Origin of the sequence: Senegalia massiliensis, assembly GCF_009911265.1 — a bacterium.
Taxonomy (GTDB): Bacteria; Bacillota; Clostridia; order Tissierellales; family SIT17; genus Anaeromonas; species Anaeromonas massiliensis_A.
Genome location: NZ_QXXA01000025.1, coordinates 1 through 24,626, shown reverse-complemented (window position 1 = coordinate 24,626; position 24,626 = coordinate 1). Strand labels below are relative to the sequence as shown.

43 protein-coding genes are annotated in these 24,626 nt (G+C 29.6%); all 43 read right to left on the bottom strand.

Annotated features, from left to right (window positions below; genetic code table 11):
* A partial coding sequence (locus D3Z33_RS17210; protein ID WP_431768843.1) for a phage holin family protein occupies positions 1-110 on the bottom strand: 110 nt, incomplete at its 3' end.
* A 51-nt stretch (positions 111-161) separates the two neighbouring features.
* Entirely contained in the window at positions 162-392 is a 231-nt protein-coding gene (locus D3Z33_RS15660) for a BhlA/UviB family holin-like peptide (RefSeq protein WP_160198714.1), read from the bottom strand.
* Positions 393-462: 70 nt separating this feature from the next.
* The gene (locus tag D3Z33_RS15655) at positions 463-684 is read right to left on the bottom strand and encodes a hypothetical protein (RefSeq protein WP_160198713.1); all 222 of its coding nucleotides are present in this window, start codon (positions 682-684) and stop codon (positions 463-465) included.
* A gap of 1 nt (position 685) precedes the next feature.
* Positions 686-1,009: a hypothetical protein gene (locus tag D3Z33_RS15650; protein WP_160198712.1), complete on the bottom strand. Its 324-nt coding sequence runs from the start codon at positions 1,007-1,009 to the stop codon at positions 686-688.
* A 13-nt stretch (positions 1,010-1,022) separates the two neighbouring features.
* Positions 1,023-2,915 carry a DUF859 family phage minor structural protein gene (locus tag D3Z33_RS15645; protein ID WP_160198711.1) on the bottom strand — a complete coding sequence of 631 codons (1,893 nt, stop codon included), beginning with the start codon at positions 2,913-2,915 and terminating at the stop codon, positions 1,023-1,025.
* A gap of 1 nt (position 2,916) precedes the next feature.
* A complete protein-coding gene (locus D3Z33_RS15640; RefSeq protein ID WP_160198710.1) occupies positions 2,917-4,863 on the bottom strand; it encodes a phage tail spike protein in 1,947 nt (648 codons plus the stop codon).
* The gene (locus D3Z33_RS15635) at positions 4,863-5,570 is read right to left on the bottom strand and encodes a hypothetical protein (protein WP_160198709.1); all 708 of its coding nucleotides are present in this window, start codon (positions 5,568-5,570) and stop codon (positions 4,863-4,865) included. Before D3Z33_RS15635 ends, D3Z33_RS15640 begins: the two co-directional genes overlap by 1 nt.
* A complete protein-coding gene (locus tag D3Z33_RS15630) occupies positions 5,570-8,551 on the bottom strand; it encodes a phage tail tape measure protein (RefSeq protein WP_160198708.1) in 2,982 nt (993 codons plus the stop codon). Before D3Z33_RS15630 ends, D3Z33_RS15635 begins: the two co-directional genes overlap by 1 nt.
* Positions 8,544-8,813: a hypothetical protein gene (locus D3Z33_RS16560; protein WP_207708357.1), complete on the bottom strand. Its 270-nt coding sequence runs from the start codon at positions 8,811-8,813 to the stop codon at positions 8,544-8,546. Before D3Z33_RS16560 ends, D3Z33_RS15630 begins: the two co-directional genes overlap by 8 nt.
* A 158-nt stretch (positions 8,814-8,971) precedes the next feature.
* The gene (locus tag D3Z33_RS15620; protein WP_160198707.1) at positions 8,972-9,274 is read right to left on the bottom strand and encodes a hypothetical protein; all 303 of its coding nucleotides are present in this window, start codon (positions 9,272-9,274) and stop codon (positions 8,972-8,974) included.
* Positions 9,275-9,290: 16 nt separating this feature from the next.
* Positions 9,291-9,812, bottom strand: a complete 522-nt coding sequence (locus tag D3Z33_RS15615) for a phage major tail protein, TP901-1 family (RefSeq protein WP_160198706.1) — start codon at positions 9,810-9,812, stop codon at positions 9,291-9,293.
* A gap of 17 nt (positions 9,813-9,829) precedes the next feature.
* Positions 9,830-10,243, bottom strand: a complete 414-nt coding sequence (locus D3Z33_RS15610; RefSeq protein ID WP_160198705.1) for a DUF5072 family protein — start codon at positions 10,241-10,243, stop codon at positions 9,830-9,832.
* 1 nt (position 10,244) lies between these two features.
* Positions 10,245-10,610: an HK97 gp10 family phage protein gene (locus D3Z33_RS15605; RefSeq protein WP_160198704.1), complete on the bottom strand. Its 366-nt coding sequence runs from the start codon at positions 10,608-10,610 to the stop codon at positions 10,245-10,247.
* Positions 10,607-10,912, bottom strand: a complete 306-nt coding sequence (locus tag D3Z33_RS15600) for a hypothetical protein (protein WP_160198703.1) — start codon at positions 10,910-10,912, stop codon at positions 10,607-10,609. The genes D3Z33_RS15605 and D3Z33_RS15600 overlap by 4 nt, the downstream gene beginning before the upstream one ends.
* Positions 10,909-11,247 (bottom strand): phage head-tail connector protein, encoded by a 339-nt coding sequence (locus tag D3Z33_RS15595; protein ID WP_160198702.1) that lies wholly within the window; start codon positions 11,245-11,247, stop codon positions 10,909-10,911. The genes D3Z33_RS15600 and D3Z33_RS15595 overlap by 4 nt, the downstream gene beginning before the upstream one ends.
* Positions 11,248-11,273: 26 nt before the next feature.
* Complete coding sequence (locus tag D3Z33_RS15590; RefSeq protein ID WP_160198701.1) at positions 11,274-12,158, bottom strand: hypothetical protein; 885 nt, start codon at positions 12,156-12,158, stop codon at positions 11,274-11,276.
* Positions 12,159-12,176: 18 nt separating this feature from the next.
* Positions 12,177-12,773 (bottom strand): DUF4355 domain-containing protein, encoded by a 597-nt coding sequence (locus tag D3Z33_RS15585; RefSeq protein ID WP_160198700.1) that lies wholly within the window; start codon positions 12,771-12,773, stop codon positions 12,177-12,179.
* 133 nt (positions 12,774-12,906) lie between these two features.
* The gene (locus D3Z33_RS15580; RefSeq protein WP_160198699.1) at positions 12,907-13,251 is read right to left on the bottom strand and encodes a hypothetical protein; all 345 of its coding nucleotides are present in this window, start codon (positions 13,249-13,251) and stop codon (positions 12,907-12,909) included.
* Between the two features lie 11 nt (positions 13,252-13,262).
* The gene (locus D3Z33_RS15575; RefSeq protein WP_160198698.1) at positions 13,263-13,523 is read right to left on the bottom strand and encodes a hypothetical protein; all 261 of its coding nucleotides are present in this window, start codon (positions 13,521-13,523) and stop codon (positions 13,263-13,265) included.
* A 2-nt stretch (positions 13,524-13,525) separates the two neighbouring features.
* Complete coding sequence (locus D3Z33_RS15570) at positions 13,526-13,807, bottom strand: hypothetical protein (RefSeq protein ID WP_160198697.1); 282 nt, start codon at positions 13,805-13,807, stop codon at positions 13,526-13,528.
* 4 nt (positions 13,808-13,811) lie between these two features.
* A complete protein-coding gene (locus D3Z33_RS15565) occupies positions 13,812-14,090 on the bottom strand; it encodes a hypothetical protein (RefSeq protein ID WP_160198696.1) in 279 nt (92 codons plus the stop codon).
* Positions 14,091-14,102: 12 nt separating this feature from the next.
* Positions 14,103-14,240, bottom strand: a complete 138-nt coding sequence (locus D3Z33_RS15560; protein ID WP_160198695.1) for a hypothetical protein — start codon at positions 14,238-14,240, stop codon at positions 14,103-14,105.
* A gap of 63 nt (positions 14,241-14,303) precedes the next feature.
* Entirely contained in the window at positions 14,304-15,044 is a 741-nt protein-coding gene (locus D3Z33_RS15555; protein WP_160198694.1) for a hypothetical protein, read from the bottom strand.
* A gap of 48 nt (positions 15,045-15,092) precedes the next feature.
* Positions 15,093-15,986, bottom strand: a complete 894-nt coding sequence (locus D3Z33_RS15550; protein ID WP_160198693.1) for a minor capsid protein — start codon at positions 15,984-15,986, stop codon at positions 15,093-15,095.
* Positions 15,976-17,292, bottom strand: a complete 1,317-nt coding sequence (locus D3Z33_RS15545) for a phage portal protein (RefSeq protein WP_201750560.1) — start codon at positions 17,290-17,292, stop codon at positions 15,976-15,978. The genes D3Z33_RS15550 and D3Z33_RS15545 overlap by 11 nt, the downstream gene beginning before the upstream one ends.
* A gap of 1 nt (position 17,293) precedes the next feature.
* A complete protein-coding gene (locus tag D3Z33_RS15540; RefSeq protein ID WP_201750559.1) occupies positions 17,294-18,550 on the bottom strand; it encodes a PBSX family phage terminase large subunit in 1,257 nt (418 codons plus the stop codon).
* Positions 18,537-18,992 (bottom strand): terminase small subunit, encoded by a 456-nt coding sequence (locus D3Z33_RS15535; protein ID WP_160198692.1) that lies wholly within the window; start codon positions 18,990-18,992, stop codon positions 18,537-18,539. Before D3Z33_RS15535 ends, D3Z33_RS15540 begins: the two co-directional genes overlap by 14 nt.
* A gap of 72 nt (positions 18,993-19,064) precedes the next feature.
* Complete coding sequence (locus D3Z33_RS15530) at positions 19,065-19,952, bottom strand: hypothetical protein (RefSeq protein WP_160198691.1); 888 nt, start codon at positions 19,950-19,952, stop codon at positions 19,065-19,067.
* Positions 19,953-20,036: 84 nt separating this feature from the next.
* Positions 20,037-20,351, bottom strand: coding sequence for a hypothetical protein (locus D3Z33_RS15525; protein WP_160198690.1), 315 nt, complete (start codon positions 20,349-20,351; stop codon positions 20,037-20,039).
* Positions 20,352-20,394: 43 nt separating this feature from the next.
* On the bottom strand, positions 20,395-20,529 hold the full coding sequence (locus D3Z33_RS17015; RefSeq protein WP_279279099.1) for a hypothetical protein: 135 nt from the start codon (positions 20,527-20,529) through the stop codon (positions 20,395-20,397).
* A gap of 137 nt (positions 20,530-20,666) precedes the next feature.
* Positions 20,667-21,113, bottom strand: a complete 447-nt coding sequence (locus D3Z33_RS15520; RefSeq protein ID WP_160198689.1) for a hypothetical protein — start codon at positions 21,111-21,113, stop codon at positions 20,667-20,669.
* Between the two features lie 5 nt (positions 21,114-21,118).
* A complete protein-coding gene (locus D3Z33_RS15515; protein ID WP_160198688.1) occupies positions 21,119-21,448 on the bottom strand; it encodes a hypothetical protein in 330 nt (109 codons plus the stop codon).
* 36 nt (positions 21,449-21,484) lie between these two features.
* Positions 21,485-21,625: a Com family DNA-binding transcriptional regulator gene (locus D3Z33_RS15510; protein WP_160198687.1), complete on the bottom strand. Its 141-nt coding sequence runs from the start codon at positions 21,623-21,625 to the stop codon at positions 21,485-21,487.
* Positions 21,626-21,629: 4 nt separating this feature from the next.
* Entirely contained in the window at positions 21,630-21,818 is a 189-nt protein-coding gene (locus tag D3Z33_RS15505) for a hypothetical protein (RefSeq protein WP_160198686.1), read from the bottom strand.
* Positions 21,819-21,822: 4 nt separating this feature from the next.
* On the bottom strand, positions 21,823-22,017 hold the full coding sequence (locus tag D3Z33_RS15500; RefSeq protein WP_160198685.1) for a hypothetical protein: 195 nt from the start codon (positions 22,015-22,017) through the stop codon (positions 21,823-21,825).
* Between the two features lie 9 nt (positions 22,018-22,026).
* Positions 22,027-22,416 (bottom strand): hypothetical protein, encoded by a 390-nt coding sequence (locus D3Z33_RS15495; protein WP_160198684.1) that lies wholly within the window; start codon positions 22,414-22,416, stop codon positions 22,027-22,029.
* Positions 22,417-22,448: 32 nt separating this feature from the next.
* Positions 22,449-22,628, bottom strand: a complete 180-nt coding sequence (locus D3Z33_RS15490) for a hypothetical protein (protein ID WP_160198683.1) — start codon at positions 22,626-22,628, stop codon at positions 22,449-22,451.
* Positions 22,618-22,821: a hypothetical protein gene (locus D3Z33_RS15485; protein WP_160198682.1), complete on the bottom strand. Its 204-nt coding sequence runs from the start codon at positions 22,819-22,821 to the stop codon at positions 22,618-22,620. Before D3Z33_RS15485 ends, D3Z33_RS15490 begins: the two co-directional genes overlap by 11 nt.
* Positions 22,822-22,834: 13 nt before the next feature.
* Positions 22,835-23,215: a hypothetical protein gene (locus D3Z33_RS15480; protein WP_160198681.1), complete on the bottom strand. Its 381-nt coding sequence runs from the start codon at positions 23,213-23,215 to the stop codon at positions 22,835-22,837.
* On the bottom strand, positions 23,212-23,718 hold the full coding sequence (locus D3Z33_RS15475; protein WP_160198680.1) for a Holliday junction resolvase RecU: 507 nt from the start codon (positions 23,716-23,718) through the stop codon (positions 23,212-23,214). Before D3Z33_RS15475 ends, D3Z33_RS15480 begins: the two co-directional genes overlap by 4 nt.
* 111 nt (positions 23,719-23,829) lie before the next feature.
* Complete coding sequence (locus D3Z33_RS15470; protein WP_160198679.1) at positions 23,830-24,099, bottom strand: hypothetical protein; 270 nt, start codon at positions 24,097-24,099, stop codon at positions 23,830-23,832.
* The gene (locus tag D3Z33_RS15465) at positions 24,100-24,339 is read right to left on the bottom strand and encodes a hypothetical protein (RefSeq protein ID WP_160198678.1); all 240 of its coding nucleotides are present in this window, start codon (positions 24,337-24,339) and stop codon (positions 24,100-24,102) included. It lies immediately after the preceding gene.
* Between the two features lie 12 nt (positions 24,340-24,351).
* Positions 24,352-24,531 carry a hypothetical protein gene (locus D3Z33_RS15460; protein ID WP_160198677.1) on the bottom strand — a complete coding sequence of 60 codons (180 nt, stop codon included), beginning with the start codon at positions 24,529-24,531 and terminating at the stop codon, positions 24,352-24,354.
* Between the last annotated feature and the right edge of the window lie 95 nt (positions 24,532-24,626).

Genomic DNA, 24,626 nt, shown 5'->3' with positions numbered 1-24,626 from the left:
GCAGGTGTTATACCTATAGATAATAATGTAATAGCTATAGGTATATATTTGTCATTTAATAGATTAGTGTTTTTCAATACATAACCTAAAAAATATAAAACTGGTACCATAATTAATGCTTCTTCAATTACAAACTCTAAAAAATCCATTTTACATTCCTCCTATAAATTATTTATTTTATCCCAAACTTTATTGAATCCATTTTCCATACGATCTTCCAGCTTTTCCATAGAGTGAGCTATTTTTTCATGTGATTCATTTGTCTTATCTAGGTGTTTCATTAACCTATTTTCTCTTTTTTCGCTACTCTTAATTGTGTATAATAATAAAGCTACTGCTAATAAGGCCCATAGCCCACTAGCAGCAGCTGTTTCTAATATAAAGTTTTCCACACTTAGCCTCCTTAATTTTTGCATTAAAAAAACACCCTTCTAGGTGTTAAAAGCTTTCTCTTCTATTTAATTATTTTGATTGTGTCAATTCTTTTATTCTCAGATCATACTGAGTACTAGTCACATCAAATAATTCTTTTAGTATTAATCTACTAACTGAAATAGGTAGATTAGCACCATTCAATACTTTTAATATCCTTTGTTGTGTTTCATATATTACTAAATCAGAATGTTTTTCTTGGTTTAACTCTTTATTTTCATTGTTTTCACTTCTATTATTTTTATCACTCATATCAATTAGTACCCCCTTCCTCTAATATATCTACTGCTCCATCAAAGAAGCTTTCATTTTCTTTTAAGTATTTATATCCTATATCATAAATATTATTAACCATATTAGATGAATTAAAATATTCATCTAATAATCCATTATCATTATTAACTATAAAAACTCTTTCTATTAAATTTGACTTTCCTGCTCTATAAATATTCTCATTAATATAACCAAAAACTTGTATACTTACATAATCATTATTCCTTCTTATATCTATTCTGTTTATATTCCAGTAATAAATATCAATACCGGTTTCATGTTCAACTGTTTTTCCTAAAGCCATTTATTCTCACCCCCTAAGTTGCTAATGTTTTCCACCCTTTCATAGAACCATTCCATTTCATACATGAATAGGTTCTACCATACGAATCAATGTAGAGATAAATTATATAATCACTTATACCGAAATATCTAGAAAAAGTAACTAATACGCCATATTTTGAAGCACCAGCAGGATAATTTATATAGTTACCATTACTACAAGACCACACACCTGCATGATTTATTGTTGCCCAATCTTCTGGAACAGCACCTCTATTAACTGGTACACTCATATTTCTAAATTCTCCACCCACATCTAAATCTTCTAAAATTTCAACTTTACCACCGTTCTCCATGCCTATACGGAAATTATCACTATGATTACTTGAAATTCCAAAATATGCCTGTCTAGTAACTCCAGTAGAGTCATACATAGCTATATAGTTTATATTGTCCCTTCCTATTGATGAACCTTTCATGTGAATTAAACTTCCTGCTGAGCCATCCCCTAAGAATAATCTACCTTCAAGATTAGTATAACCTCTAATTTCAAGAGTATATAAACCTTCTGATACTTTACCAATCGCCATAGATCTTCCATTAGCGTGGTAGTCTACAAGTGTAAAGGCTGTTGGTAATGGTTCTAATTTTGGTGTTGATGTAAAATAATCATTAACTTCAAATACAATATCATAAGTAAAGTTACCATCTATATTAGGTAATATTATACTTGTATTTAATGTATACGCTGAATTATCTAAATCAACAACTGTGTAAGTTGATTCATTTGACTTTTTATATTTTATTTTAAAGCTTTTTGTGTTTTTATCGTTTAGTGGTGTAACCTTTCCACTTACTTCAACTTTAGCATATTCGCCTTCATCATTTTCTGTTCCATCTGCATTTGACCTATAGGCTTTTAATTTAGATATAGAAGGAGAAGTATAATCTAATACATCTACAGTTGTACTTTTACTTACAGTTCTTCCTCTAGAATCTGTTATAGTAGCAGTTATTGTAAGAGTTCCACTAGATTTAATATATCCAGTAGTTGCACTAGAACTATTATAAGTTGCACCATTAGCACTTATTTTCTTAGTTTTTATAGACGATGCATAAGCACCACTAGAACTATATGAAATTTCTAATTTTGACTTTCCTTTTATATATGCTCCAAACTTACTATCTAATCCAGAAATTGCTTCAGATATATTTATTGTTCCTATGGAGGGTTTAAATTCACTTGTATTTGGTACGTATATTTTTATAGTTATAGATTTAGTTCCAATCAATGTGCTTCCATTATACGTTTTTAAATATATAGTAAGAGTACCCGAAGTGTCACTGGGTATTTTACTAGCTAAAGATTTAGGTATAGTCCAAGCTTTACTTGTACTTATTCCTGTTCCTATAGTTCCAGTTTGACCTTTAAAGTTATATGTTATTGTGTGTGTAAATGCACTACTTTTTCTATTTGTATATATAGTTACACTATCATCTAAATAAACAGTAGAGTCATTTACCGTTGGTATGGATGCTCTAGGTATAGTAGTTAAGTTCATACTTCCTGATTTACTTGCATTTCCTGTTGAGCTTCCACTCCATGTGATGCTAATTTCTTGATAGAAAGATATTGCTACACCTGTCTTTGTTCCATCTGAATTATGATAAACCTTTGTTGTACCACTTGCTATGGTTTTTGTACCACTACCACCAATATAAGTAGAGCCACTCTTTACTGTTTTACCATTAATTTTTACATTATAGCTTTTACTAGAAGATGAATATATTTGTCTAGGTCTATATAGCTTTAATGAGTAAGCTAAAATACTGTAGTTGCCTGATGTGCTTTGTGATTGTTCTGTTACTGTTAATACTACATATGGACTATATTGGTTTATACCTGGATTCCAAGTTAAACTTGCCATTTTATTCACCTACCTTTTTAAAGCTTAAATTACCATTACTTCTAGGAATAAAGGCAAAATTACCTATTCTTATGCTATTTAGAACCCTTGTATCGGTTATATATAGAGTATTATTAGATAAATAGGCTACCTCTAAATTATTCTGTAAAAATGCTATTCTATCATTTTGTATTTTTAATGTTATTTCATTTCCTACTTCACCTAAAATAATATTTCCATTTTCAAATCTTATATATTTTATTAATTCATTGAATTGTGCCTTTGTATCATCATCAAGATTGCTTATTTGTTGTGTTAATTCTGTGAACTGAAATAAGAAATCCTCGCTTGTCTGGTCAAATTTTGTGGATACTTGGGATTGATAAGTTTCAAAGTCTGATTTAGCTGTATAATTTTCTGTTACTTCTCTTCTTATCAATTCTTCTGTTTGTTCTAGATTTGATTGCATAGTAGTTGTAGCTTCTTGTATAGAATTATCTACATTATCTGATACTTCTTGTTCTATAGTTTTACCATTGCTTAATCTAAGAATAAAACCGTCTTTATCGAATATAATTCTATCTTTAAAGTTGAAGTATCCACTCTCCATATCAATCCATGTAGAACCATCTAAACTTCTTAGCATTCCTGCTTTTATTAGATTTGCATTTAAAACACCAGTTGCTATAAAATCAGCTACAATTTTACCATCTTGAGTCATAGCTATATCAAATTCTCCATTTATACCGGTAGATGAATGTGATATCCCTTGTATGTTCATTCTCCATATATCCATAGCTAGCTCTAAATTATCATTATCAGTAATAAGTATTTCTATTATATTACCTTCGTTATCTTGTATGAATTTAATAATACCGCCAGTTGGATCACCTAATTTATTAGTTATATCTTTTATTATTTCACTTATTATATTGAATTGAGGTTTAACTATGTCTTTTTCTACCTTTTCTGATGTTTGCTGCGATAGAGTTTTTTTCTTGTCTCCAAATCTAATTTTTAAATATTTATGACTCATAGGATCGTACTCATAAGATGTAACCACTATTCTTTTATAAAGATCATAATCTTCATAGTAAATTAAAGCAGTATCATCTATAGTAAATTCATATTCTTTTACATCATCTGTTACATCTACAGTAAAAGATTCATCAGGTAAATCTATCCTTTGCAATCTAAATATGTCTTCACCATATTTTATTAAATCAGCTTTAGTTTTTATTTTTTCATTGGAAGATTCTCTAACTTCACCATAAACTTGAGGATATTCATCTATTAAAGGACTATCAACTATAGCTTCTATAACTTCGTCATTGTCAAGTTCAGCAGTTAAAAACAATCTGGTTACTACACCCTCGCCATCTTCATCAATTTCTATATCATTTATATTTTTTCTCTTAGCTACTAAATATTCTGTATCCCTACCAAATCTTTGGAGTAATTTAATATCCCAGTTCTCCATAACTAAAACTCCACCCCATTGACCTAGGATAGAGTGTTTGCCTTCTGCAAATACATCCATAGCATTAGCATATCCTGGCTCATTAAAAGCATGAGAGTCTGTTATATTAGTATAGAAAGTGAAATTATGAGGTATTTGTAAAGATTGAGTAAATCTGCTTATTATAGTTGGTCCTATTACATTACTACTTTTTATATCTTTAGTGACGTTTTTACTTAATAAGAAGAATAAATGTTTAGCATATACTTCCACATACCCATTTCTTTTTTTTATGCTAGATAGATACATAGCTTGTTTTTTCATATATGGTACATCTGTATAGAATATAGTTTTTTGTTTGAATTCCATATATTTTAGGTCTTTGAGAGGATATTTAAACTCTAAATCAAACTTTCCATTTCTCTCATGTGTAACTCTAGCATCAAAAGATTTTGGTAATAAAGTTCCACCTTCAAATATAGTAGTACCAGGAGGGAAAAATTCAATCATTATCTCCACCTCCAAGCAACATCAATTTCTAATCTTGTTATAGCTCCATCAAAATCAATTATATTTTTACCTTCTTCTAATATAAAAAAACTACCTTCTTTTCTTCTACTATTAGCTCTTATTCCATCTTTATTAAATATATCTATATCAATACAATCAATTAAAAGACTTGTGTCAACTTCTAATTTCATTGTTTGTCCATTTATATATACATTTCCTAATCCCTCGCCATAAACATAAATTAAAGGCTTAGCATATACATTGCCACTATTATATAAATCAGTTTGGTGTGTTATCTCTATATTTGTTTGATTTACATACTTAAAAGGCTGTAAATCTATTGTAATAGCTATTTCCCTATTATCTCCTATCAGAATATTATCTTTTATATCAGAAATAGTACCGTACCTATATTTGCCTTCATCGTCACTATAATAAACCTTAACATCTTTACCAATATAAAATTTATTCATAAATAAATCATAAGTTTCTACATTGCTTATTAATAACCTAGAAGTTCTTTCAAATCCTCTATAGGCACCTGCTGATACTTTTGTAAATCCATCTTGGCCATAAGCTTCTGATTTTTCATATTTTAAAGAGCTAGGTTGTTTTTCCCCTAGCTCCATTACTCTTATATTATTATCTAGTGTATTAAAGTCATCTAAGATAATAAATACATCTAATTCATTTTCACAATAATCCATTATCCGAATGACACCTCCCTCGATATTTCTTGTGCTATTTCTCTGCTTATTTCTCTTATATCTCTAGTATCATAGATATTTGCACTATCTAGAGACACGTTTATATACTGATTACCACCTATATTTTCTGTATTTCCTTCAAAGTTATTATTAACTCTAGCTGATTCTTTTGCATATTTCATACTAATATCATGAGGGACAACTACTGTTCCATTAGGAAGATATGTTAACTCTCCCCTGCCGCCCTCATTCATTCTAGCAAATCCACCTGCCCAATCATCTGTACCTCTTTGCAATTGAGGTATCATACCTATGCTCACGCCAGGTATCTTATTTATAATGCCTATAGCACTATTTATACCACTTGTTACTTTATTTACTGCTCCTTTTACCTTGCTTACCAAGTCTGAAACTGCTGTTCCTATCCCCGACATAACTCCATTAACAAAACCAGTTAATCCAGACCAAGCATTTTGAATACTAGAAAATACACCTGATACTCTAGAGCCTACTCTACCCATTATAGATGAAACAATATTATATACTTTATTAAACACATTGCTTACAGTTGATGAAACCGTGCTTATTTTTGAGCTAACTCTATTTATTACTCCTGCTATAAATGTATTTACACTGCTAAACACTCCACTAATAACACTAAATACTGTATTGAATATCCCTGTAATTATTCCTACTATTGTACCTATAATAGTTAATATGCTTGCTATAACATTAGCTATAAAAGATACTATAGGCGTTATAATTGCCATAACTGTATTAATAATCATTCCTATAAAAGCAATCACAGGAGTTATAGCAGAGAATATATTTGCTATAACAGTAACTACAGTAGAAACTATACTCATAATAATTGGAATCATAACTTTTATAACTGAAATAATAGCATTAATAACTGCAATTACTCCAGGTGCTACAGTTTGTACTATATTCATAAAAGTTTGAATTAACGTTGTTAAAGCAGGCATTAAACTAGTTATTAATTTAGATGCCATTGCTAAAACTTGAGTGCCTACATTCATTAATATAACAACTATATCTGATATAACAGGTACTAACATGTTAAATACATTTAGTAGAACGGGGAATACCGCTGATGCTATATTTATAACTGCTTGGCCTACACTTACTACTATATTTACTAATGTCATAAAAGCATTAACTATAAAAGGTATTGCAGCTATGGCAATATCTATAATAGCAGTTTTAACAATATTAAAAGTTGGCATAAATGTTGATACTATAACACTAACTATACTCATGAATACTTCTGAAACTGTAGCAAAAGCATTTTTAAGCATAGGAATAATATTCCTTGACATATCCATTATATAAGTTCCTATTGTTTTTAATTTAGCTAAAAAAGTATCGCCTGGAACTAAAGCATTAATTAAGGCGACACCTAATCCAACTATTGCTGTTACAACTAATCCAATAGGGCTTAATAAAGCTCCTGCTATTGCTGCACCAACTGATATTAATGTTCCAAAAGCTGTTGCTATTGCTCCTAAAATTACAATAGTCGGCCCTGCTATAAGTGCTATTCCTGCTATTGCTGTTATTATTTGTAGTGTAGAGCTATCAAGGGATGATAACTTATTTATTATCTCCGTTACTTTCACTATAAAATCTGACATAGCTCCATTTGATGTTTCATATAAAGCAATCTGAAACTCTGAAAATGCACTTCCCATTCTCTTTACATCACCCTCTAGATTGTCATTTAAAGTATCAGACATGTCTTGAGCAGCACCATCTGAATTTTTTATTTCTTTCGCTAAGCTATTCCACGCTGAATCTCCTTCTATAGCCTCAGATAATGTATTATATAGAACTCCAGATTGTTCTGCTGTTAATCCAAACTCTTTCATTGCAAAACTCGCAAACTCTTGTTCATCTCCATACTCTGATACTTTGCCTACTAAACTATCCATGTTCATATCTATATCCTTCATAGGTACGCCTAACTCTTCTAATGCAAAGTTTAAGTCATCTGTACTTTGAGCTGTTGAAGCTAAAAGAGAAAGAGCTGCTGCCATATCTTGTTTATTAAATATAGATGAAATCATTCGTTTCTTTTCTTCTGTAGTCATGTTGGCCATAGATTTATTTAAATCTGTAAATATATTATCTAATCCTTTGAGTTCTCCATTTGCATCATATGTCTGTACTCCCAATGCTTTGAAAGCTGCTACTGCTGCATCAGTTGTAGGTGTCATCGCCATTATTACGTTTCTTAATTTAGTTCCAGCTTCAGACCCTTTTAAACCTACGTTTCCTAATAGTCCAATAGCTGTATTAAGCTCTAATGTCCCACCTTTTAAATCTCTAGCATTTGCTCCAACCTTGAGTATAGCTTCCCCTAATTGTCCTACATTTGTATTAGATTTTTGAGAAGTTCTAGCCATTTGGTCTATAAAACCATCTAAATCATCTATTTCAAGACCTAATGCACTAGCACTATCTGTAATTAAGTCTGAAGTATAAGCAAGGTCTAATCCACCTGCTGATGCTAAACTCAGTACTTTAGGTAATGTTTCTATTGCTTGTTCTGCATTATATCCTGCTAAAGCTAAGTAATTTAAGGCCTCTGCCGATTCGCTAGCACTATATTGTGTCACCTTTCCAGATTCTCTAGCTGCTTTTTCTAACATATCAAAAGATTTGCTACCTTTCGCTATTTCATCTTTCGTTATTCCCATAGTTGCAGCAACTTGACTCATGCTCGACTCAAACTGCATGCCTGTCTTAAGTGCAGATTTGCCCAGTAACAGCAAAGGGGCTGTCATCAAAGATACTTTACTTCCAAATTTCATCATATTTTTTCCAGATCTAGATATATTAGCACCCATGTTTTTTACTTTTTTATCAAAACTTTTCATTTTGTTTTGTGCTCTTATAAATGCACTTTCAAAACTTTTAGAATCTCCTGTTATTTTTGCACTTAATGTATAATCAGACATTGTTAACCTCCTTCCTTTGAGGTTTTTTCATTCCATTTGCTTTGTATATTTTCTCAACCCAAGATTTATCATTATCTTTTTCTAATTTTTGCACTATTTTTAAATTGTTACGTGCTAACTCTTTATCTAGTTTCTTTTGTTTCTTCTTCCATAAATCTACAAACTTTTTATTTTTCTTTCTCATTGCATTATTAACTGCATTTAATACTGCATTTCTCATATGAGTAGAATCACTTACTAGCTTAGTTTCCCAAGCCTTCATAATGAACATTTTTTCTTTAGGCGTTAAATCTAAATAATCTTCTTTTGTATAATTAAAATTAGTAACAAAAAAAGCGAAGTCTATCTCTTTTTGATAGTCCTTCGCTAATTTTTCATATTCTAAATCTCTTTCTCCGCCACCTAGATACTCAAATTCAACTAGTTGGCTTGGAATAAAAAAGGGCAGTCTCTATCTATAGTAGTAACTACCGCTTGATTTAGTTTCATGTAATCTTCTTCAATCAATCTTTCTGCTATTTCCATACCTTGTTGAGGTGATACTTTATTGCCTTCACTATTAAACAAAGCAAAACCAAAACAAACTTTTAAAGTTGATATTGATAATATACCCTCCGTTTTTCTCATAGTAGCAACTAGAGATTCTTTTAACACTGTTTCTATTTGTTCTATTGTTTTAATTTTATATTTTAATTCATAATGTTTTCCATCTACTTCAAACATTTAATAACCTCCTTTTTTACTCTGCAGGTCCTTCTGGGGCTACAGGTTCTCCTGGCATTTGTGTTGCTCCTGCTTCTTCTGATAAATCAACTAATGCACCGTTACCTTCTAAAGCTATACTATAAGTCATAGCATCATCATATGGAGCTTCTAGTGAATAATCAGATATATAAGCTAGTCCACCAAACATGGACTCTTTAGCTTTTGCATTTACAACCTTTATACAAACTGGATTACTGTCCTCAAAAGCTTTCCCTAATGTTTTGTGAGTTTCGTCAGACGGCACATAAAGACCATCATTGTCAATAGACCATTCTTTCATTCCTGCTATTTTAGACTTCCATCCACCTTTAGTGTCTTTACTTGATACTTCAATAGAATCTGCCGTTCTATTTATAGTTAACCCTTGTTGTCCTGAAACTGCTAATAACTTAGCTCCTGTAGCATCAAATACTGCAAGTATAATATCTTTACCAGCTAAAGCTTTAGTTGCACTAGCATCAAAATCACAATATAAATTTTCTTCATAATTCGCCATTAATCATAACCTCCTATTTATTTAATTTTAAATCCATAGCATATTTTAAAATCATAGCTAAGGATTGCATGCTTTTCATTCGTTTCATCTGTTTGTATTCTTTGTAAACCTAAACTATCTTGAGATATAACTGTATATTTGCAATCTATATCAATATCTTCTGTCATAGCTTCTTCTAATTCTTGTATCATTTTATATACTGCTACACTACTATTATTTTCTTGAGGTTCTGCTATTACGTGAATAAATACAGTAAAGACATCTACAAACATAGTTTTAGTATCAGCTTTTCTAAGCCCTACTATCTCTGCATAATAAAAAGGACTAGGTGCATTCTTAGGTATTGCGTCATAGCACCTTAGCCCTGTCCCTGTTTCCACTCTATCCATCACTGCCTTTATAAACTCTACAAACCCTAACTTTTTAAGCATATTATTTCCTCATCTCTATCAATAGATCATTTCTATACATATCTTTTTGTGCTTCTACATTATTCCTAAGATAATATTGACCTTCAACATATCCTCCACCTCTAGTCCTGTGACCATACTCAACATGAGGGCCATAATCTTTATTATAGCCAAATTCTCCATGAAAAGATTTGCCAGCACTAGCTTTTTTTACTTTTCTACCCAGCCTTAATTCTCCACTATCAACCGGAGTGCCTGGTGGATGAGCTCCACGATTAAACATCTCAACTAAACTTTTATTAGCTACTCTTTCCCAAGCTACACTACTCTTTTTAAGTAAAGCTATAGATAGTGCTTGAGTCCCTTTTAAACCTAGTCCTATTTTCATATTCTAAATCCTTTCACAATTAAAAGAATCCATCTGCCTAATTTTTTTATACTAGTAATATTATAAGTTTCATTATCAATTTTTATCTTATATACATTCTCAAGACTTACGTTAGGCTTTATGAAGATTTTTCTATTACTTGATGTAATATCTCTACCATATATATTTACATCATCAGTAGTCCATTCTGTAGCTCTGCAATCTGTAATAGGAATTAAAGTTTCTTCAAATGTAGGATTGCCCAATTCATCTTTAAGTCCTGTATCTATTTTTTTAATTAAATTAGCTCTAAAATACTTCATAGGAATCTCACTACATTTTGAGTTATCACTTTTTTACTATCTATATAAGAATTGATTTCTGTCTCATATTCTTTTAATACATCATCTGCAAAGCTCGTACTTATAGTGTCAATACTTTCAGACTTAATCCCTTCGTAGTATTTTCTTCTGTACATCTTAATTACTGCATCTACTAATATAGAATAAAATTGTTTAGGCAATGTTTCTGTACCTAGTCTTAAATTTAATCTATCTTGTATAGTTCTTATTATTTCAGCCAAAAAAGCATCGTCAACCTGGTTTTCACCAGGCAAACGAGTTTTAACTCTGTCTAATAAGTTTTGTTCTTCTACCATCTAAATCACATCCTTAAATGAGCGATCTATGCTCCTGCTGGTTCTTCTTTTGTTATAGCTACTTTAACGAGTCCATCTTCCCTTTCAGTAAGTAGAGTTATACCACTCATAACTAGAGATTGTATAGTTGCTCTATCTTCTTGAGGGCTATGAGTCATACCAATAAATCCGGTTTCATCTGATGTTAAATTGAATGCTCTTGCAACTTCTGATGCACTCATAGGTATATAAGCTAGTACTATATTTTCTGCTGCTGTAGCATATATAGTTCCTTTTGGTACTGATGTATTAGTAATAACCACTGCATCTAAGAAACCTTTAACAAAGTTCATACCAAACTCTTTTTGCATTGTTATATTTGCACTTCCTTGATATTTTGCAACATCAATAGGATTTACAAAAGCTAAAGTTTCCGCTGCATCATCTTCGAATTTAGTTTGTATTTGTCCCCAAGCCGTTGCAATTGCTCCCTGTAATCCATGTTCATAAGCTACAGTTGCCTTTGCATTTGTAGTTATATGAGAAAATAAATCAGTTCTTACACCTTTTTGTAATTCTCTTAATAATGCTTCATCTGTTTCTGCAACTGCATGATCATAACCAGATTTCTGAATAGCTTCTGCTGTAACTGCTTTTCTGTATTTCTTTATTGTCATTTCAATTGATTCTGCTGGCTTTGTCTTAACTTTAGAAAGTGGAATTATTTCTCCTTCTGCCACAGTTCCACCAGCTAAAGTTACATCAGCACTCTTATATCTATTAATTACCATACCTGCTTGGACTGGTAATTTTCTAGTAACTCCTAAAGCTTCAATCAATTTAGAAATATTCTCTCCAAATCTATTTACAAAATCTACTGATTGTACTTTTGCTAAATCAACTTGTTTAATTACATTTGTTTCTGCTGCCATAATTATCATTCTCCTTTTTTATTCAAATAAATGCATATTTTCTTTAATTTTTTGTTGTCTTAACGTTGTGTCTTTTATTTTCATAATTTCTTCTTTTGTTACAGTAGAAGTAGTGCCTTTTTTATCATTAGGGTTTTTAATCTTATCTAATACTGCTTTTTCTACTGCTTTGCTAAACATATCTGAAAAACTTTCTACATTCTCCTTTGTCTTTTCTGCATCATCTGATACTAGAACGTTTAATAATTTATCATCTATAGATATATTCTTTTCTTTTAACATACTTCTAGCTGTAGAAGACATTTCACTAATAGTCTTAGCTTTTCTTAATTCTTTTAGTTCTTCTCTTATCTTATCTCTTTCAAACTCTGCTTTTTCTTGAGCGTTCATATCAGCTAACTTTTTAGCTTCATTAATTTCTTCTTCTTTCTGTTTCTGCCATTTAGCAAACTTTGAATCAATTATTTTATTAATATCTTCATCAGTATACTTAGCTTCTTTTTTAGACTCGTCAGCCTTTTGTTCCTTTTTAGTTTCTTCTTTTTTTATTTCTTCTTGTTCTTCACCTTCTTCTGCAAATAATTGAAGGTTAATCTTTTCTAATTCTTTTAACATTTTCTATTCCTCCTATTTCCCATATAAGTTTAACGTCTATAATGCTTAGACAATCCATATCTTTTAAAGTCATAAATGCTTGGACTATATTTTTATATTAAAAAAGCAACTCTTGCATAATTTGCAATAGTTGCTACTTATAAAAGTCTTCTTGATTTTTTTCAAAATCATCAATAGTATTAGCCATCTTAGGTAACTGTAAAGCTATCCAATCAACAAGCCTTTCATCATTGCAATAATCCATCAATCCCGATTCGTGGAAATAAGCATGTACAATTTCATGTCTTATGACTTTGCTTGTAAAAGCTTTTAAATTATCAAATGTTACTTCATTTTGAACTGTACCATCTTTATTTATTATTAGTTGCTTATTATATAACTCAGCTATACCATTTGCATCTAGGTGTTTGAGTTTTGGATATTCTTCTTCAGTCAATAATAAAACTTCATATTCTTGACCTAATATATTTAATTTCAACTAATCACCTCCTAGCAATTACTTCTACAATAATAATTCTGAGCTCTTTTATCTAATATAAAATTTTTCTTAGGATATATGTTTAATACTGGTTTAAACTTTTGTTTTTCCTTTTTATTTCCTATAAAAAAATCAATAACCCTTGGATTATTCTTAAAGAGTTTTTTGATGTTATTAAACACCATTTTCACTAATTCTTTTATCTTTTCCATTACTTCTTTAAAGTTTTTCATAGCTTCTTCATTAATATTAGTTTCATTTTTTACATCCATGATTACTTCAACTCCTTATTTAATTTTAACATTTCTTTCCTAAACTCTTTTTGTATTTTTTTTATCCGATTAAATTTATCAGTAGTCTTTCTTTTACTATATTGTTTTTGTAGATCTTGTAATTGACTTCTTAATTCTCTACATTTTTCATTAGTTAAATTTACTCTGTATTCTGCTTTACATTGAGGACAAATAAAGTATTCTTCTTCTATATCCTCTTTTAAAATTCTAACTCTAAGCTTTATTTTAAATTCTTTTTTGCATTCATCACAAATTACTATCATTTAATCACCCCTTATTAAAATTATTGATTGATAGATTTAATCCTTTATATAATTCCTTAATTAAATCATCCTTGTAAACTTTAACAATGACTGTTTCTTCTCCGTTATAATGTGGCATATCTATTTGTTCTCTAGCTATAGGTAATGTTATAGAAGCAGATATATCAGCTGATATTTTATTTGTTAATTGCCCTTTATGAACCTTCTTAGAACATTTACTGCAAATTAAAGCTTTCCTTCCATCTTTAGTTGTTATATCTAGCCATTCATGCTTGCATTTCACATTAAGCCCCTCCTATTTATCTTTAAGTAGTTTCTTTATATTCTGTATAGCAGCTATTATTATTATTCCTATTAGAACCACTATAGAAACTGTTAAAAGTAAAGACAGTGCTATCAATACTGGTTTAAATATAAACATTAATTCGTTCATCATAACCCCTCCATTTATGTGCAATAAAAAAGCAACCCTATAATTAAGGCTGCTTAAATTTATTTATTCATTTTCTTCAGCTTCTACTACTTTCTCAAAGTCTACTATATCTCCATTATCCTTATAAATTTGATATTCTCCTAATAATAATCCAGTTCCTATTTTTTTGGCATCTTGTGGTTCTCCTTCTACAAATTCATATACTTCTGCTCCTAGATATGGACCTACATCACGTACAACTGTAGTTGTATTGTATGCAAAATTAAAGATAACATGAACTGATTCTATATCATCAGGCATATATAATTTTTTATAAGATAACAAGTATTCGTTAATATCTACAGACTTTGTTATTATAATCTTTCGCCATTTACCAGTAGAATCACCTTTAACAAATGAATTAGGTTTAAGATCATCTTCTACATCTAAAAAATTCTTATCACTCTTACCAACAGTAAATTCTCTTTCTGATATAGCTAAATCTAACTCAACTTCACCTTTAGCTTTCTTCTTTTCAATTTCTTCTTTTTCCTTCTCTTTTATTTCTTTTTCTTTATCAGATATTTTCTTTTTAATATTTTTCTTATCTTGTTCATATTGCTTTTTTGTTGCTTCTTTAGCTTCTGCTAAATCATCTTCTATTCTTGCATTAATCATAAATGCACCACCAATAAATACTACTATACCTAATCCAAGAGCTACACCATACATTTTTATAGGCTTTTTACGAATAAAATTAACTATCATCATCACTAATCCTATAAATGTTAACAATGATCCTACTATGACTAAGACTATTTCCATATAACCTTCCTCCTATATATGCTTTTTATTATATATAAATATATAATATCATAATTTTACCATAAAGGAAGACCTACACCATGAATGCATTGGAGGAAAATTAACTCCTGCTTGCTTATCTTTAAATAAAAATTCTTGTCCATTAAGACCTTCACAAGTATCAGAAGTCCTATTATCTAATATAGCATCATAAATATAGGTATCATATCCCATATCTTCAAATGGTCTTGCCATGGCCTGATTCTGAACAAAAGTTCCTTCTGTATATATTAATCGTTTAATATCATTCTTACTCCTTTTAATAAATCTTCTTTTTAATATATTGCCTAATTTATTATAATTATCTCCTCTTATAACACCATTCTTAAAATCAGTAGTCATATAATCTATCAGCTTTTGTTTATTGGTCCAAAGTCTATCACTGAAATTCTTACCATTTAGCCATTTAGTATTAACTAAATCCCTAGCCATAGAATCATTAATAATAGAATCATTTACTCCTAGATTCATATCTTTTATAACTTTATAATAAGTATCACTAAACCCTCGTGATAGATGATCCATTATTAATTGTTCTTCTTTTAATCCTAACTCTAACTGTCCCTTAGTGATTGCATAGTTAAGGGATTCCAGTCTATCTACTTTATACATGTTTTTTCTAATAGGTTTTAAATGTTCAAGTTTAGAGTGTAATTCAAAAAATAAATCTATATCTTCAATTAATAAATCTCTTTCTTCGGGATGTAATTCTACCAATAAATCTTTATATTCTATTATGTTGTCCTTGCCATACTTTATATAATAACTAGCTATTTCCTTATTGAGCCTTTTAGCCTCTTTGCTATATTCTTTGTATAGCTTTTTAAGAAGCTTATTTTCATCTCTTTCTATATTGCTAAAATAAGCTTTTTGTCTTTCTTGCCAGTATTTATTACTCTTCATCTACATCAGCTTCTTCTTTAAAATCAAAACTATCATCTGAATTATATTGTTCATTAATCTTTTCTACTTCTCTTTTTGCATCTTCCACCATACTTAATACACTTAACGCTGTTTCATCACTTGTTACACCTTTAAGGTTTTTAGCTATTTCACTTTCCTCCTTAAGGTTAGCTGGATAATTTCTCGTGAATTGAGTTGATATTCCTACCCATTCATCCCCCTTTAAAGGAGTTAGTCCTGTATTAGCTATCATTCTATATCTTTTATTTAATCCACTTTGAAACTTTCTTTCCTTAGTCTTTGCTAAATTCTCCATGGATTGCAATTTATATTTTAATGCTATGCCTGATTGCGTACCGAAGTTTTCATCGTTAATGTTCATAACCATAGATATTTGAAATATAAGTTTCTCTAATCTATCAATAAGATTTTCTTGGGTTTCATCAGCAGAAGGTTTCTCTAAAAATTCTACTACTAGCTTTTCAATATCTCTGCCTTCCATATTAATAATTCTATTATCTCTAAATTTATTTAAAGCTTCTTCATTTAATATTGCTCCTAATATTAATAAATAAGCGTCTGCAAAGTATTCAACATCATTCGCCTTTTCGGATAAAGCTTTGTTATTAGCATTTATAAGAGTCTCTACCCCTTCAAATGCTCCTAATTTTTCTTCATTCTCAACATATTCATAAATCGGTACATCTCCAAATAAGTGAGGTTTGGTTTCGCCTATTACTATTTCACCTCTATCATTTTCATTGAAATAATATATTGTATTTTTATCACTGTAAGAACCTTCTAGCTTGCCTTCTACAGAATTATAATACCTCACTCCATACATTGGTCTACCCACTATAGAATTATCGTATACAACAAAAGCTTCCATTGGCTCTATATAAGTTATACCCATATGTGCTTTATCATTTATTTCATCTACATATATCATTTCATAAGCATGACCATATATAGAACATAACTTTGATAGTTCCGCATTATTATCATCTTGATCATTAAATTTATCTATAAACTCTAAATAGTCATTAATTTCTTTTTTATCATGTTTAATTTTAATAGGTACTCCAATAAAAAAACCGTTTAAAGTATCTACTATATATTTTGCATAGTTGACAACTAAACGATTATCAGGCTTATATGCTTCTTTTTTAGGTAGATCTAATATTTCATGTTCATGTTTATACATCTTTTTAAGCCTTTCATATCTTTCATGGTAAGCTTTATGTTTATCTATAAGTTCTAATAATAATTCTTCTGTCATTTCTGTTTCTGAATCTAATATAAACACTTTATATCCCTCCTTTAAACATCCTAATTGATACTTTTTGCTTTTTGGATTGCAATGAATATCTTAGTGCATCCATTAAGTGATTATTCTTATCTTCTGGTTTATTAAGAAATTTATCTGATATTTTATCCTTTTTATAAGCATAGGAATAAAATTCTTCTTTTGTATTAGTGCAATTAGGATGACATATAATTTGATAGTTTTTTAATTCCTCTATTCCCTGATTTACACTTCCAGGTCCTTTGTCACTTTTCTTAATACCTTTAATATTGTAATCATACCTTATTTCATCTATAAGCCTACCTTCTGCACTATCTGCTATTATAGTTGACTTTTGATACCCTTTTTCTTTTAACATACTAGCAATAGCTTTGGTTCTCATACCCTGTTCATAATGTTCATCTATAATATATATCTTTTCATTTTCTTCATCTAATAAGGCAACTATTAATGCTGTTGGATCATGTTCATATCCAAAGTCTAAACCTATTAATAATTGTAATTGTTCTTTTATTTTCTCTTGGATATCAAAGTATTCATATGTTACATTTTCAAATACTAACCCTTCTGATATTCCCCATTCTCCATCACATACTATCTTAGCTCTTCGAGGATTGGTCTTATATAGCTTTTCATATCTTCTTATTGTATCTTTATCTAGAAATTCATTTATTTTATAAGTAGTAGTCATTGTAAATATATCTTCATCTTCTAAATCAAAGAATTCTTCTTTTAACCAGTGATGTTCACTCCATGGATTAAATGTAAGTATTACTTGTCTATAAGCTTTAGGGTCATCTATAATACCCCTCATAGCTTCTACTACTGTATCTAATTTATCTCTACTTTCTAATTCATAAGCTTCCTCTACCCATAAATGAGTTATTGTTCCTTTTTCTAATTGAATAGATGTCATTTTTAAAGGGTCATCAAATCCTCTAAATAATATTTTTTGTCCTGTTGGCAAATAAGTAGCTTCCATTGGACTAACTGTAAATGTCCATAAATGAGATACTTCTAATCTATGAGTAGCACTCTTTAACCCTACATACATACTATCTCTTAAAGTGTTCTGATATCTTCTTGCAGCTATAACATTCATCCAAGGATGAGCCATCATTTTAGATATTATTTCTATTTGAGTAGTTACTGATTTCTTGCTACCTCTAGATCCTTTTATTACTTTGTAGAATTTTTTAGTATTCCAGGCCTTGTTATACCCTTGACCTATTAATTTTTGTAAGCTAATCCTCTTCATTTTCATCATCTTTTATATCAAATACTATTTCTGGAACTTTAATATCTAGATTTTTGTTATCAGTAAATGTAGCATATCTTTTACCTAATAATTCAGCAGCTTTATTTCTGTCTTTACCCGATAGTTGTTTTTTAATAATTCTAGCTTTACTTTCAAAGTCACCTTTAGATTCTATTACTACTACTTCTTCTGTTTCTTCTCCTCTCATTGCTCTAGTAAGATATTCTAATACTTCTTCTTGTTTTGCTATCCTTTTGTCTTGGAGTATTTTAAGTCTTTCATCTATATAAGATTTAATGTAAGGTTTTGAAAGGTTTTCACTTCCCATCTGTCTTGCTGTTTTTTTAGAATATCCTGCTTTTAATGCTGCTTCTGTTGCATTTGCTGTCTCAATATAATAATCACAAAATCTCTTTTGCATTATAGTTAATTTCTTTGCCATACCACCACCTCGATTGCTATATGCTTATTTATATATAACAAAAGACACCTTATTAAGGTGTCTTTTGTTATACTAATTTCCATTTATCATTTTTGTAGTTTCTAATAAATTTTTAAAATCTTTTTTAAGAGGAAAAGATATATCCATATTTTCCTGTTCTCCATATAGTGAACATTGCATTTCTACACCTTGCCCTATTAACTCACTTAAAATTTTTATAGATAAACTCAACCTTTCTATATTCTCTGGTTCAAGTTTCCCAGATTCATCTATAGCATTTGCTTTTTCTCTAGAATACTCTTTTACTTCATTTTCTAATTCTTCAATTATCGGTTCTATTGTATCACTAATATTATCCATAGTCTCTAATTTGTTTTTTAACATCTGATTCTGATAATATTTTCTTTGTACATCCAAAGCTGCATTTAATAACTTACCAAGCACTGATATTGTTAGTATTGAAGCTCCGAATACAAAATATACAGAACCTTTTTCGACACCCATAAATTTCACTTTATCATTTATTAATGGACATTGATTAAATACTTTATCTAAATTGCTAGTAATTTTAGACATCTTTTTCATATCTATATCGTCTGGCATCCTTGTATGAACTAATCCTTTTCCTTCAGATACTTTAAAATCTTCTTTAGTATATTCTTCTATCAGTCCTATGCATGCTTCTATAGATTTTTTTAATGATCCTATTTTTTCTATTAACAATTTATGTGTTTTAGCGTCTGTAATCCACCTATCAATCCTTATATTAATAATATCATCTATTTGGAATATTTCCTTTGCTTGTTTTCTTAAAAAATCAAAATCTAGCAATTTATTTAATGCATTAGATACTTCTATCCAGTTAATTATTACGATTTTGCCTTCCTTTGTTTTTTCAGTCTTTACATCTAATTTTTCTTTTATTACATTTAAGTGTAATGATTGCTCAATCAAGTTCATAACATTACCTCCCCTTTCTGTTTACAATATTCTACATAAAAAAAGAGAATCCTTCATATTTCAATCGCAATATTCGACAATATTCTATATTAACTTACTATATTCTTTTATAATTTCTTTTGCTGCATTATGCTTTTCTAATAAATCTGTAAGCTCTTTTCTTAGCTGCCTTAACTCATACTCTCTTTTTGTAAGGTCCTCCATTAGTGATTTTTCACTTATATTCTCTCTTGCTGGTATAGCATATTCAGCCCTTTCTTTTAACTTTTTATTCTCAGTAGTTAATTCATCTATTTGCTTTGATAGTACCTTTTTACATTCCTCTAATTCGTTCTTTAATTTTTCATTCTTTCTGTTACACATATCTAATTCTTGTGTAGTTAATTTTGATATATCCATTATACCTTCCTCCTTAATAAATTACTTATTCCTGGATGACAAGTTAATCATCCTTTTTATCTTTCCTTTTTTTATCACAACTTGGCAACATACAATAATAAGTATTTGAATCTATCTTAGTTCTCCATATACAATTTTTACATTTACTCTTATTAAATTTCTTATCTGTTATTTTCATATTCTCACCTTTTTGGCATAATAAGAAGAACACTCCTGGCGTTTAAGTGTTCTTTTATATATAATATTAAATTTATGATGAAAGCCTGTGTATTTCGTCGGTCTTTCTCTTAATACCATTATAGCACACTTCTTTTTTTACTTTGGTGGGTTTTTAGTGGGATTTCTTGCTGATATTTCTTTTATATAATCATAACTATAATTTAATTCTGATGCTATATCCTTAAGTTTCTTACCTTCTATATCTCTCATATATATAACCCTGTATTCTAAACCTACTAGATCCTTTAGTTTCTTCTCCATCTTTTCCTTTTCTTCTTCCATTTTTGTAATAGCTTCACTATGTAAAAATAAATTACTTTCTATCCTCTGTAACCTTTCTATTGCTTCTGCTAAATCTATTTGTCCTCCACCACCTGATACTCTTGGCTGACTATAATCAACTCCTTTTATATGTTTGGGTCCATCTAAATTCACCATTTTTACTAGTGCTTTATACTGTGCTCTATAACTTTCATATCTATAAGTCCATATTTCTATATCTTCACATAATTCCCAGTATGGTTTAAACCTATTATTTGTCATATACCTCACTCCCCTTTTCTTATAGCATTTAATTGATTTTCTACAATTCTAATCTCTAACTTAGTTGCATTAATCTTTTCTTCTGCTGTTTTATATAATGTCTCTGCTACATCTCTTTTGAATTTTAATTCTGCTATCCTTTCATCACCTCGGCAAATATCTGCAATGATTGTGACAGGTACCTTGTTATCTCTATGTTTTAATATTTCTGTAGCAAGTGCTATTCTATATTTTTTTTCTGCTTCTGCCTTTTTTGTCCCTCTTTCTCTTAATTTATTTACTGCTAAAGTTAGAGTGTTTCTTAACTTTTGTATTTCTATAATTAAATCTTGCATATCTCCCCTCCTAAAATAAAAGAAACCCAGGGAAAACTATCCCTGAGCTTCTAGAGCTTCTTTATTATATATTCTTACTGATTTACACCTTGGGCACTTCATCTCTATTTCAAATACTACTGCCTTTGGTACTCTTCCTAATAATTTGTTACATACTTTACATCTTATTTCTTGCATTAATCTACTCCTTTTGATATATTACTTCATCATCTACTCTTAATTCTATTAAAGGACTATTGATGATAGTGTAGTAAAATTCACCTTGTTTTCTATCTAAAGCATCTTTTGTCTTTTCTATACTACTTTTATATTCATCATAATTAAACTCTTTTATATCGCCATTTTCATATTTACAAGTGACATTTTTCATTATTTTACCTCTTTCTTTTAAGTCCAAAATATTCTAATTCATCATCACTTGAGTTTTTAATTAACTTTCTCAATTTTTCTCTAGCTTCAATTCTAGCTTTTCTATAAGAAATATTTCTTTTTGGTTGCTTTTTAATATGTTCTTTTATAAATTCTTCAAGTTTAATTTCCTTTATTGTCCATTTTTGAAATTTGTTCATATTTATCTCCTAATCAAGATTTTCAATAGTCATAGGAACTATAGACTCTGGTTGAAAATTAACTATATACTTATATCTATCTACATCAGCACCATACAGGTCTTCTACATTCCATATAGTAAATTCTGTTAATGCAACTGAATGCTTTTTATAATTATCTTTTCCTGTTTCTACAGTAATTTCAATTCTATTGTCATAAGTTTCATATGAAAATGCACCTACTAATTCAAATACTGGTTCATCTGACATTGCATTTATCACTGTAAATCTTCTAATCACATTAAAATTATCTGCTTCAAGTGAAATGTTATGAGATACCTTATCTGACTGTCTACATCCTCCTAGTACTCCTAGCACCAATACTCCTACAATTACCAATATACTTATTTTCTTTTTCATATATATCCACTCCCTATTTTTTATTGTCTTCTCTATTCCCAATATGCACATCTATCAAAGTATTCTATTTCTTCATAACCCGATAAATCTTTGTTGAATTCTATATTTATTTCTATTCTTCCACTATGATAATTGCTATGCCTATATACCTCTGAAACATCTTCATCTTTTAATCTACTTAGTAAATCTATTAATTTTTCTCTATCCGTCATTATTTAACTTCCTTAATTTAGTGCCACACATAGGGCAAAAACTAATGTCTATAGTATCTTCATGTCCGTAATCATCATTTATTCGCAATTTATCTTCTATTATTTCGATACCAAATTCACCATAACAAGTATGAGTTGTTCCGATATATCCCCATTCGTTTAAATCCTCTTTACAAAATTTACAACCTTTCATGTTCACTACCTCCTTAATCTTCTATATACCATTTTCCATTTAATATAATGTCCGTAAAATCTGGTTCATAGTGCATATTGCTTAAGTTGAACATTAAAATATCTAAGCTTAAATATTCCTCTTGTTCTTCTTCTAAAAGCTCGTGTTCTACCTTTACTTTTTTTCTACTCTTTACTACTGCCATAAAATCAACAGGCTTTTTTACTTCTTTCCAATCAAACTTCAGTACATCTAAATTATTTAATTCTAAATTGCAAGTTTCATCTTTTGCGTTTGCTTTTATTTCATTTAATAGCTCGTGATACTTTAATATATAAATTTTACCTATGTGCTTACACTCAAATTCCTTACTTGTATTTTTATAAATCTCTTTCATTGCATCTAATGTTTTCATTTCAATCCCTCCAAGTAGTCTAATAATATTCCATTTCTTGAAACTATTTCTTGACAATCATCTTCAAAAAAACTGTATGGAATACTTGCAAAACCTCTCTTTCCTTTATTTTCTTCCCACGTTGCCCAGTGAAAAATTAAATCATCAAATTCTAATCTAAAGACCTTATCTTTACTTTTAAATGATACTAATATAAAAGCTCGTCCTCCATTTAAATTCCAACTTTCCATAAATTCTATTTGATGTTGATGTATATTTTTCAAAGGAAATCTATTCTCTTTAGTTTCTTTAGCATCAAAAGATATAGGTAATTCATCATATACTCCTATAAAGTCTAAGGTGCTTTTTTGTTCAAAATAACCATTTACTATTTTATTTCCTTTTCTCTTTAAAACTTTTACTGGAGTAGATATCTTTTGTACCAATGCTATCTTTTTTCTTTGATAAGCTATATTAGAATAGTTTATATATTCTTCAAACGTATCTCCTCTATGAATTCCCAATTTATTCACTCCTTAAAATATTATTTATAATGTATCTTTTCATCAAAGTTCCATCTAAAAGATACTTTAAATGCTTTATCATATTTACACTCTCCTTTTTATTTTGTAACTTTACCATCCTTCAAACTCTCCTAAGCAGAAATACTCTTCTTTTGACATTTCTTCAACTTTCCAATTAAAGCCGAATCTTTCTATTTTTTCACCTATATTTAATTTTCTTATTTCATTTACGATATCATTAACTATTCCTTCTCTCTCTTCAATAGTTTTATCTATATACTCTTCATTGCAATCCACTTCTACTTCTACTGATGCAATAATCCCTGATATTGATTCAAATACACAATTTTGTCCTTCTAATTCCTTTATATAAACTTTCATTTATTGACACTCTCCTTTTACCTCAAAATATTCTTTTAAGGTATCTCCTTCTATTTCTAACCATCCATGTTCATCATTTAATAATCTAATACTATTAATTCCACCTATCATTCTAAAATTAGTATCATCTATTTCCCATATACTGCCTTTCACTATTTCAATATCCTCATTTTCAACTTGACAACCGTGGTCATCATATCTCGGTATTAATAATTCTTTTGTGCATATATACCTTTTCATTCTTCATTCCTCCTATATAGGTTTAGCAGTATAATCACCACAAGCTAAATCTGATTTATTTATGTTTGTCCTATAATTTTTCGTTTGAAAACTATAAAGACTTGGATATTCCTCTATCACAGTTCCTACTATCCTATTTTTGTAACCTTTTCTACCTGCCTGGATAACTTCGTATTTTTTACCTACCTTCACGATTTTGCCCTCCACATTCTTTTAGCTTTTTCTATTGCTTCTTTGGCACTAATATTGTTACTAAAATATATCTTTACTGCTGTATCAACTATTTC

What these genes read in the sequence shown, in the direction of transcription:
- D3Z33_RS15655 (WP_160198713.1), bottom strand. Translation starts at nt 684, where the DNA reads ATGAGTGATAAAAATAATAGAAGTGAAAACAATGAAAATAAAGAGTTA.
- D3Z33_RS15650 (WP_160198712.1), bottom strand. Translation starts at nt 1,009, where the DNA reads ATGGCTTTAGGAAAAACAGTTGAACATGAAACCGGTATTGATATTTAT.
- D3Z33_RS15645 (WP_160198711.1), bottom strand. Translation starts at nt 2,915, where the DNA reads ATGGCAAGTTTAACTTGGAATCCAGGTATAAACCAATATAGTCCATAT.
- D3Z33_RS15640 (WP_160198710.1), bottom strand. Translation starts at nt 4,863, where the DNA reads ATGATTGAATTTTTCCCTCCTGGTACTACTATATTTGAAGGTGGAACT.
- D3Z33_RS15635 (WP_160198709.1), bottom strand. Translation starts at nt 5,570, where the DNA reads ATGGATTATTGTGAAAATGAATTAGATGTATTTATTATCTTAGATGAC.
- D3Z33_RS15630 (WP_160198708.1), bottom strand. Translation starts at nt 8,551, where the DNA reads ATGTCTGATTATACATTAAGTGCAAAAATAACAGGAGATTCTAAAAGT.
- D3Z33_RS16560 (WP_207708357.1), bottom strand. Translation starts at nt 8,813, where the DNA reads ATGAAGGCTTGGGAAACTAAGCTAGTAAGTGATTCTACTCATATGAGA.
- D3Z33_RS15620 (WP_160198707.1), bottom strand. Translation starts at nt 9,274, where the DNA reads ATGTTTGAAGTAGATGGAAAACATTATGAATTAAAATATAAAATTAAA.
- D3Z33_RS15615 (WP_160198706.1), bottom strand. Translation starts at nt 9,812, where the DNA reads ATGGCGAATTATGAAGAAAATTTATATTGTGATTTTGATGCTAGTGCA.
- D3Z33_RS15610 (WP_160198705.1), bottom strand. Translation starts at nt 10,243, where the DNA reads ATGCTTAAAAAGTTAGGGTTTGTAGAGTTTATAAAGGCAGTGATGGAT.
- D3Z33_RS15605 (WP_160198704.1), bottom strand. Translation starts at nt 10,610, where the DNA reads ATGAAAATAGGACTAGGTTTAAAAGGGACTCAAGCACTATCTATAGCT.
- D3Z33_RS15600 (WP_160198703.1), bottom strand. Translation starts at nt 10,912, where the DNA reads ATGAAGTATTTTAGAGCTAATTTAATTAAAAAAATAGATACAGGACTT.
- D3Z33_RS15595 (WP_160198702.1), bottom strand. Translation starts at nt 11,247, where the DNA reads ATGGTAGAAGAACAAAACTTATTAGACAGAGTTAAAACTCGTTTGCCT.
- D3Z33_RS15590 (WP_160198701.1), bottom strand. Translation starts at nt 12,158, where the DNA reads ATGGCAGCAGAAACAAATGTAATTAAACAAGTTGATTTAGCAAAAGTA.
- D3Z33_RS15585 (WP_160198700.1), bottom strand. Translation starts at nt 12,773, where the DNA reads ATGTTAAAAGAATTAGAAAAGATTAACCTTCAATTATTTGCAGAAGAA.
- D3Z33_RS15575 (WP_160198698.1), bottom strand. Translation starts at nt 13,523, where the DNA reads ATGGATGTAAAAAATGAAACTAATATTAATGAAGAAGCTATGAAAAAC.
- D3Z33_RS15570 (WP_160198697.1), bottom strand. Translation starts at nt 13,807, where the DNA reads ATGATAGTAATTTGTGATGAATGCAAAAAAGAATTTAAAATAAAGCTT.
- D3Z33_RS15560 (WP_160198695.1), bottom strand. Translation starts at nt 14,240, where the DNA reads ATGAACGAATTAATGTTTATATTTAAACCAGTATTGATAGCACTGTCT.
- D3Z33_RS15555 (WP_160198694.1), bottom strand. Translation starts at nt 15,044, where the DNA reads ATGGAAATAGTCTTAGTCATAGTAGGATCATTGTTAACATTTATAGGA.
- D3Z33_RS15550 (WP_160198693.1), bottom strand. Translation starts at nt 15,986, where the DNA reads ATGAAGAGTAATAAATACTGGCAAGAAAGACAAAAAGCTTATTTTAGC.
- D3Z33_RS15540 (WP_201750559.1), bottom strand. Translation starts at nt 18,550, where the DNA reads ATGAAGAGGATTAGCTTACAAAAATTAATAGGTCAAGGGTATAACAAG.
- D3Z33_RS15535 (WP_160198692.1), bottom strand. Translation starts at nt 18,992, where the DNA reads ATGGCAAAGAAATTAACTATAATGCAAAAGAGATTTTGTGATTATTAT.
- D3Z33_RS15530 (WP_160198691.1), bottom strand. Translation starts at nt 19,952, where the DNA reads ATGAACTTGATTGAGCAATCATTACACTTAAATGTAATAAAAGAAAAA.
- D3Z33_RS15525 (WP_160198690.1), bottom strand. Translation starts at nt 20,351, where the DNA reads ATGGATATATCAAAATTAACTACACAAGAATTAGATATGTGTAACAGA.
- D3Z33_RS17015 (WP_279279099.1), bottom strand. Translation starts at nt 20,529, where the DNA reads ATGAAAATAACAGATAAGAAATTTAATAAGAGTAAATGTAAAAATTGT.
- D3Z33_RS15520 (WP_160198689.1), bottom strand. Translation starts at nt 21,113, where the DNA reads ATGACAAATAATAGGTTTAAACCATACTGGGAATTATGTGAAGATATA.
- D3Z33_RS15515 (WP_160198688.1), bottom strand. Translation starts at nt 21,448, where the DNA reads ATGCAAGATTTAATTATAGAAATACAAAAGTTAAGAAACACTCTAACT.
- D3Z33_RS15510 (WP_160198687.1), bottom strand. Translation starts at nt 21,625, where the DNA reads ATGCAAGAAATAAGATGTAAAGTATGTAACAAATTATTAGGAAGAGTA.
- D3Z33_RS15505 (WP_160198686.1), bottom strand. Translation starts at nt 21,818, where the DNA reads ATGAAAAATGTCACTTGTAAATATGAAAATGGCGATATAAAAGAGTTT.
- D3Z33_RS15500 (WP_160198685.1), bottom strand. Translation starts at nt 22,017, where the DNA reads ATGAACAAATTTCAAAAATGGACAATAAAGGAAATTAAACTTGAAGAA.
- D3Z33_RS15495 (WP_160198684.1), bottom strand. Translation starts at nt 22,416, where the DNA reads ATGAAAAAGAAAATAAGTATATTGGTAATTGTAGGAGTATTGGTGCTA.
- D3Z33_RS15490 (WP_160198683.1), bottom strand. Translation starts at nt 22,628, where the DNA reads ATGACGGATAGAGAAAAATTAATAGATTTACTAAGTAGATTAAAAGAT.
- D3Z33_RS15485 (WP_160198682.1), bottom strand. Translation starts at nt 22,821, where the DNA reads ATGAAAGGTTGTAAATTTTGTAAAGAGGATTTAAACGAATGGGGATAT.
- D3Z33_RS15480 (WP_160198681.1), bottom strand. Translation starts at nt 23,215, where the DNA reads ATGAAAACATTAGATGCAATGAAAGAGATTTATAAAAATACAAGTAAG.
- D3Z33_RS15470 (WP_160198679.1), bottom strand. Translation starts at nt 24,099, where the DNA reads ATGAAAGTTTATATAAAGGAATTAGAAGGACAAAATTGTGTATTTGAA.
- D3Z33_RS15465 (WP_160198678.1), bottom strand. Translation starts at nt 24,339, where the DNA reads ATGAAAAGGTATATATGCACAAAAGAATTATTAATACCGAGATATGAT.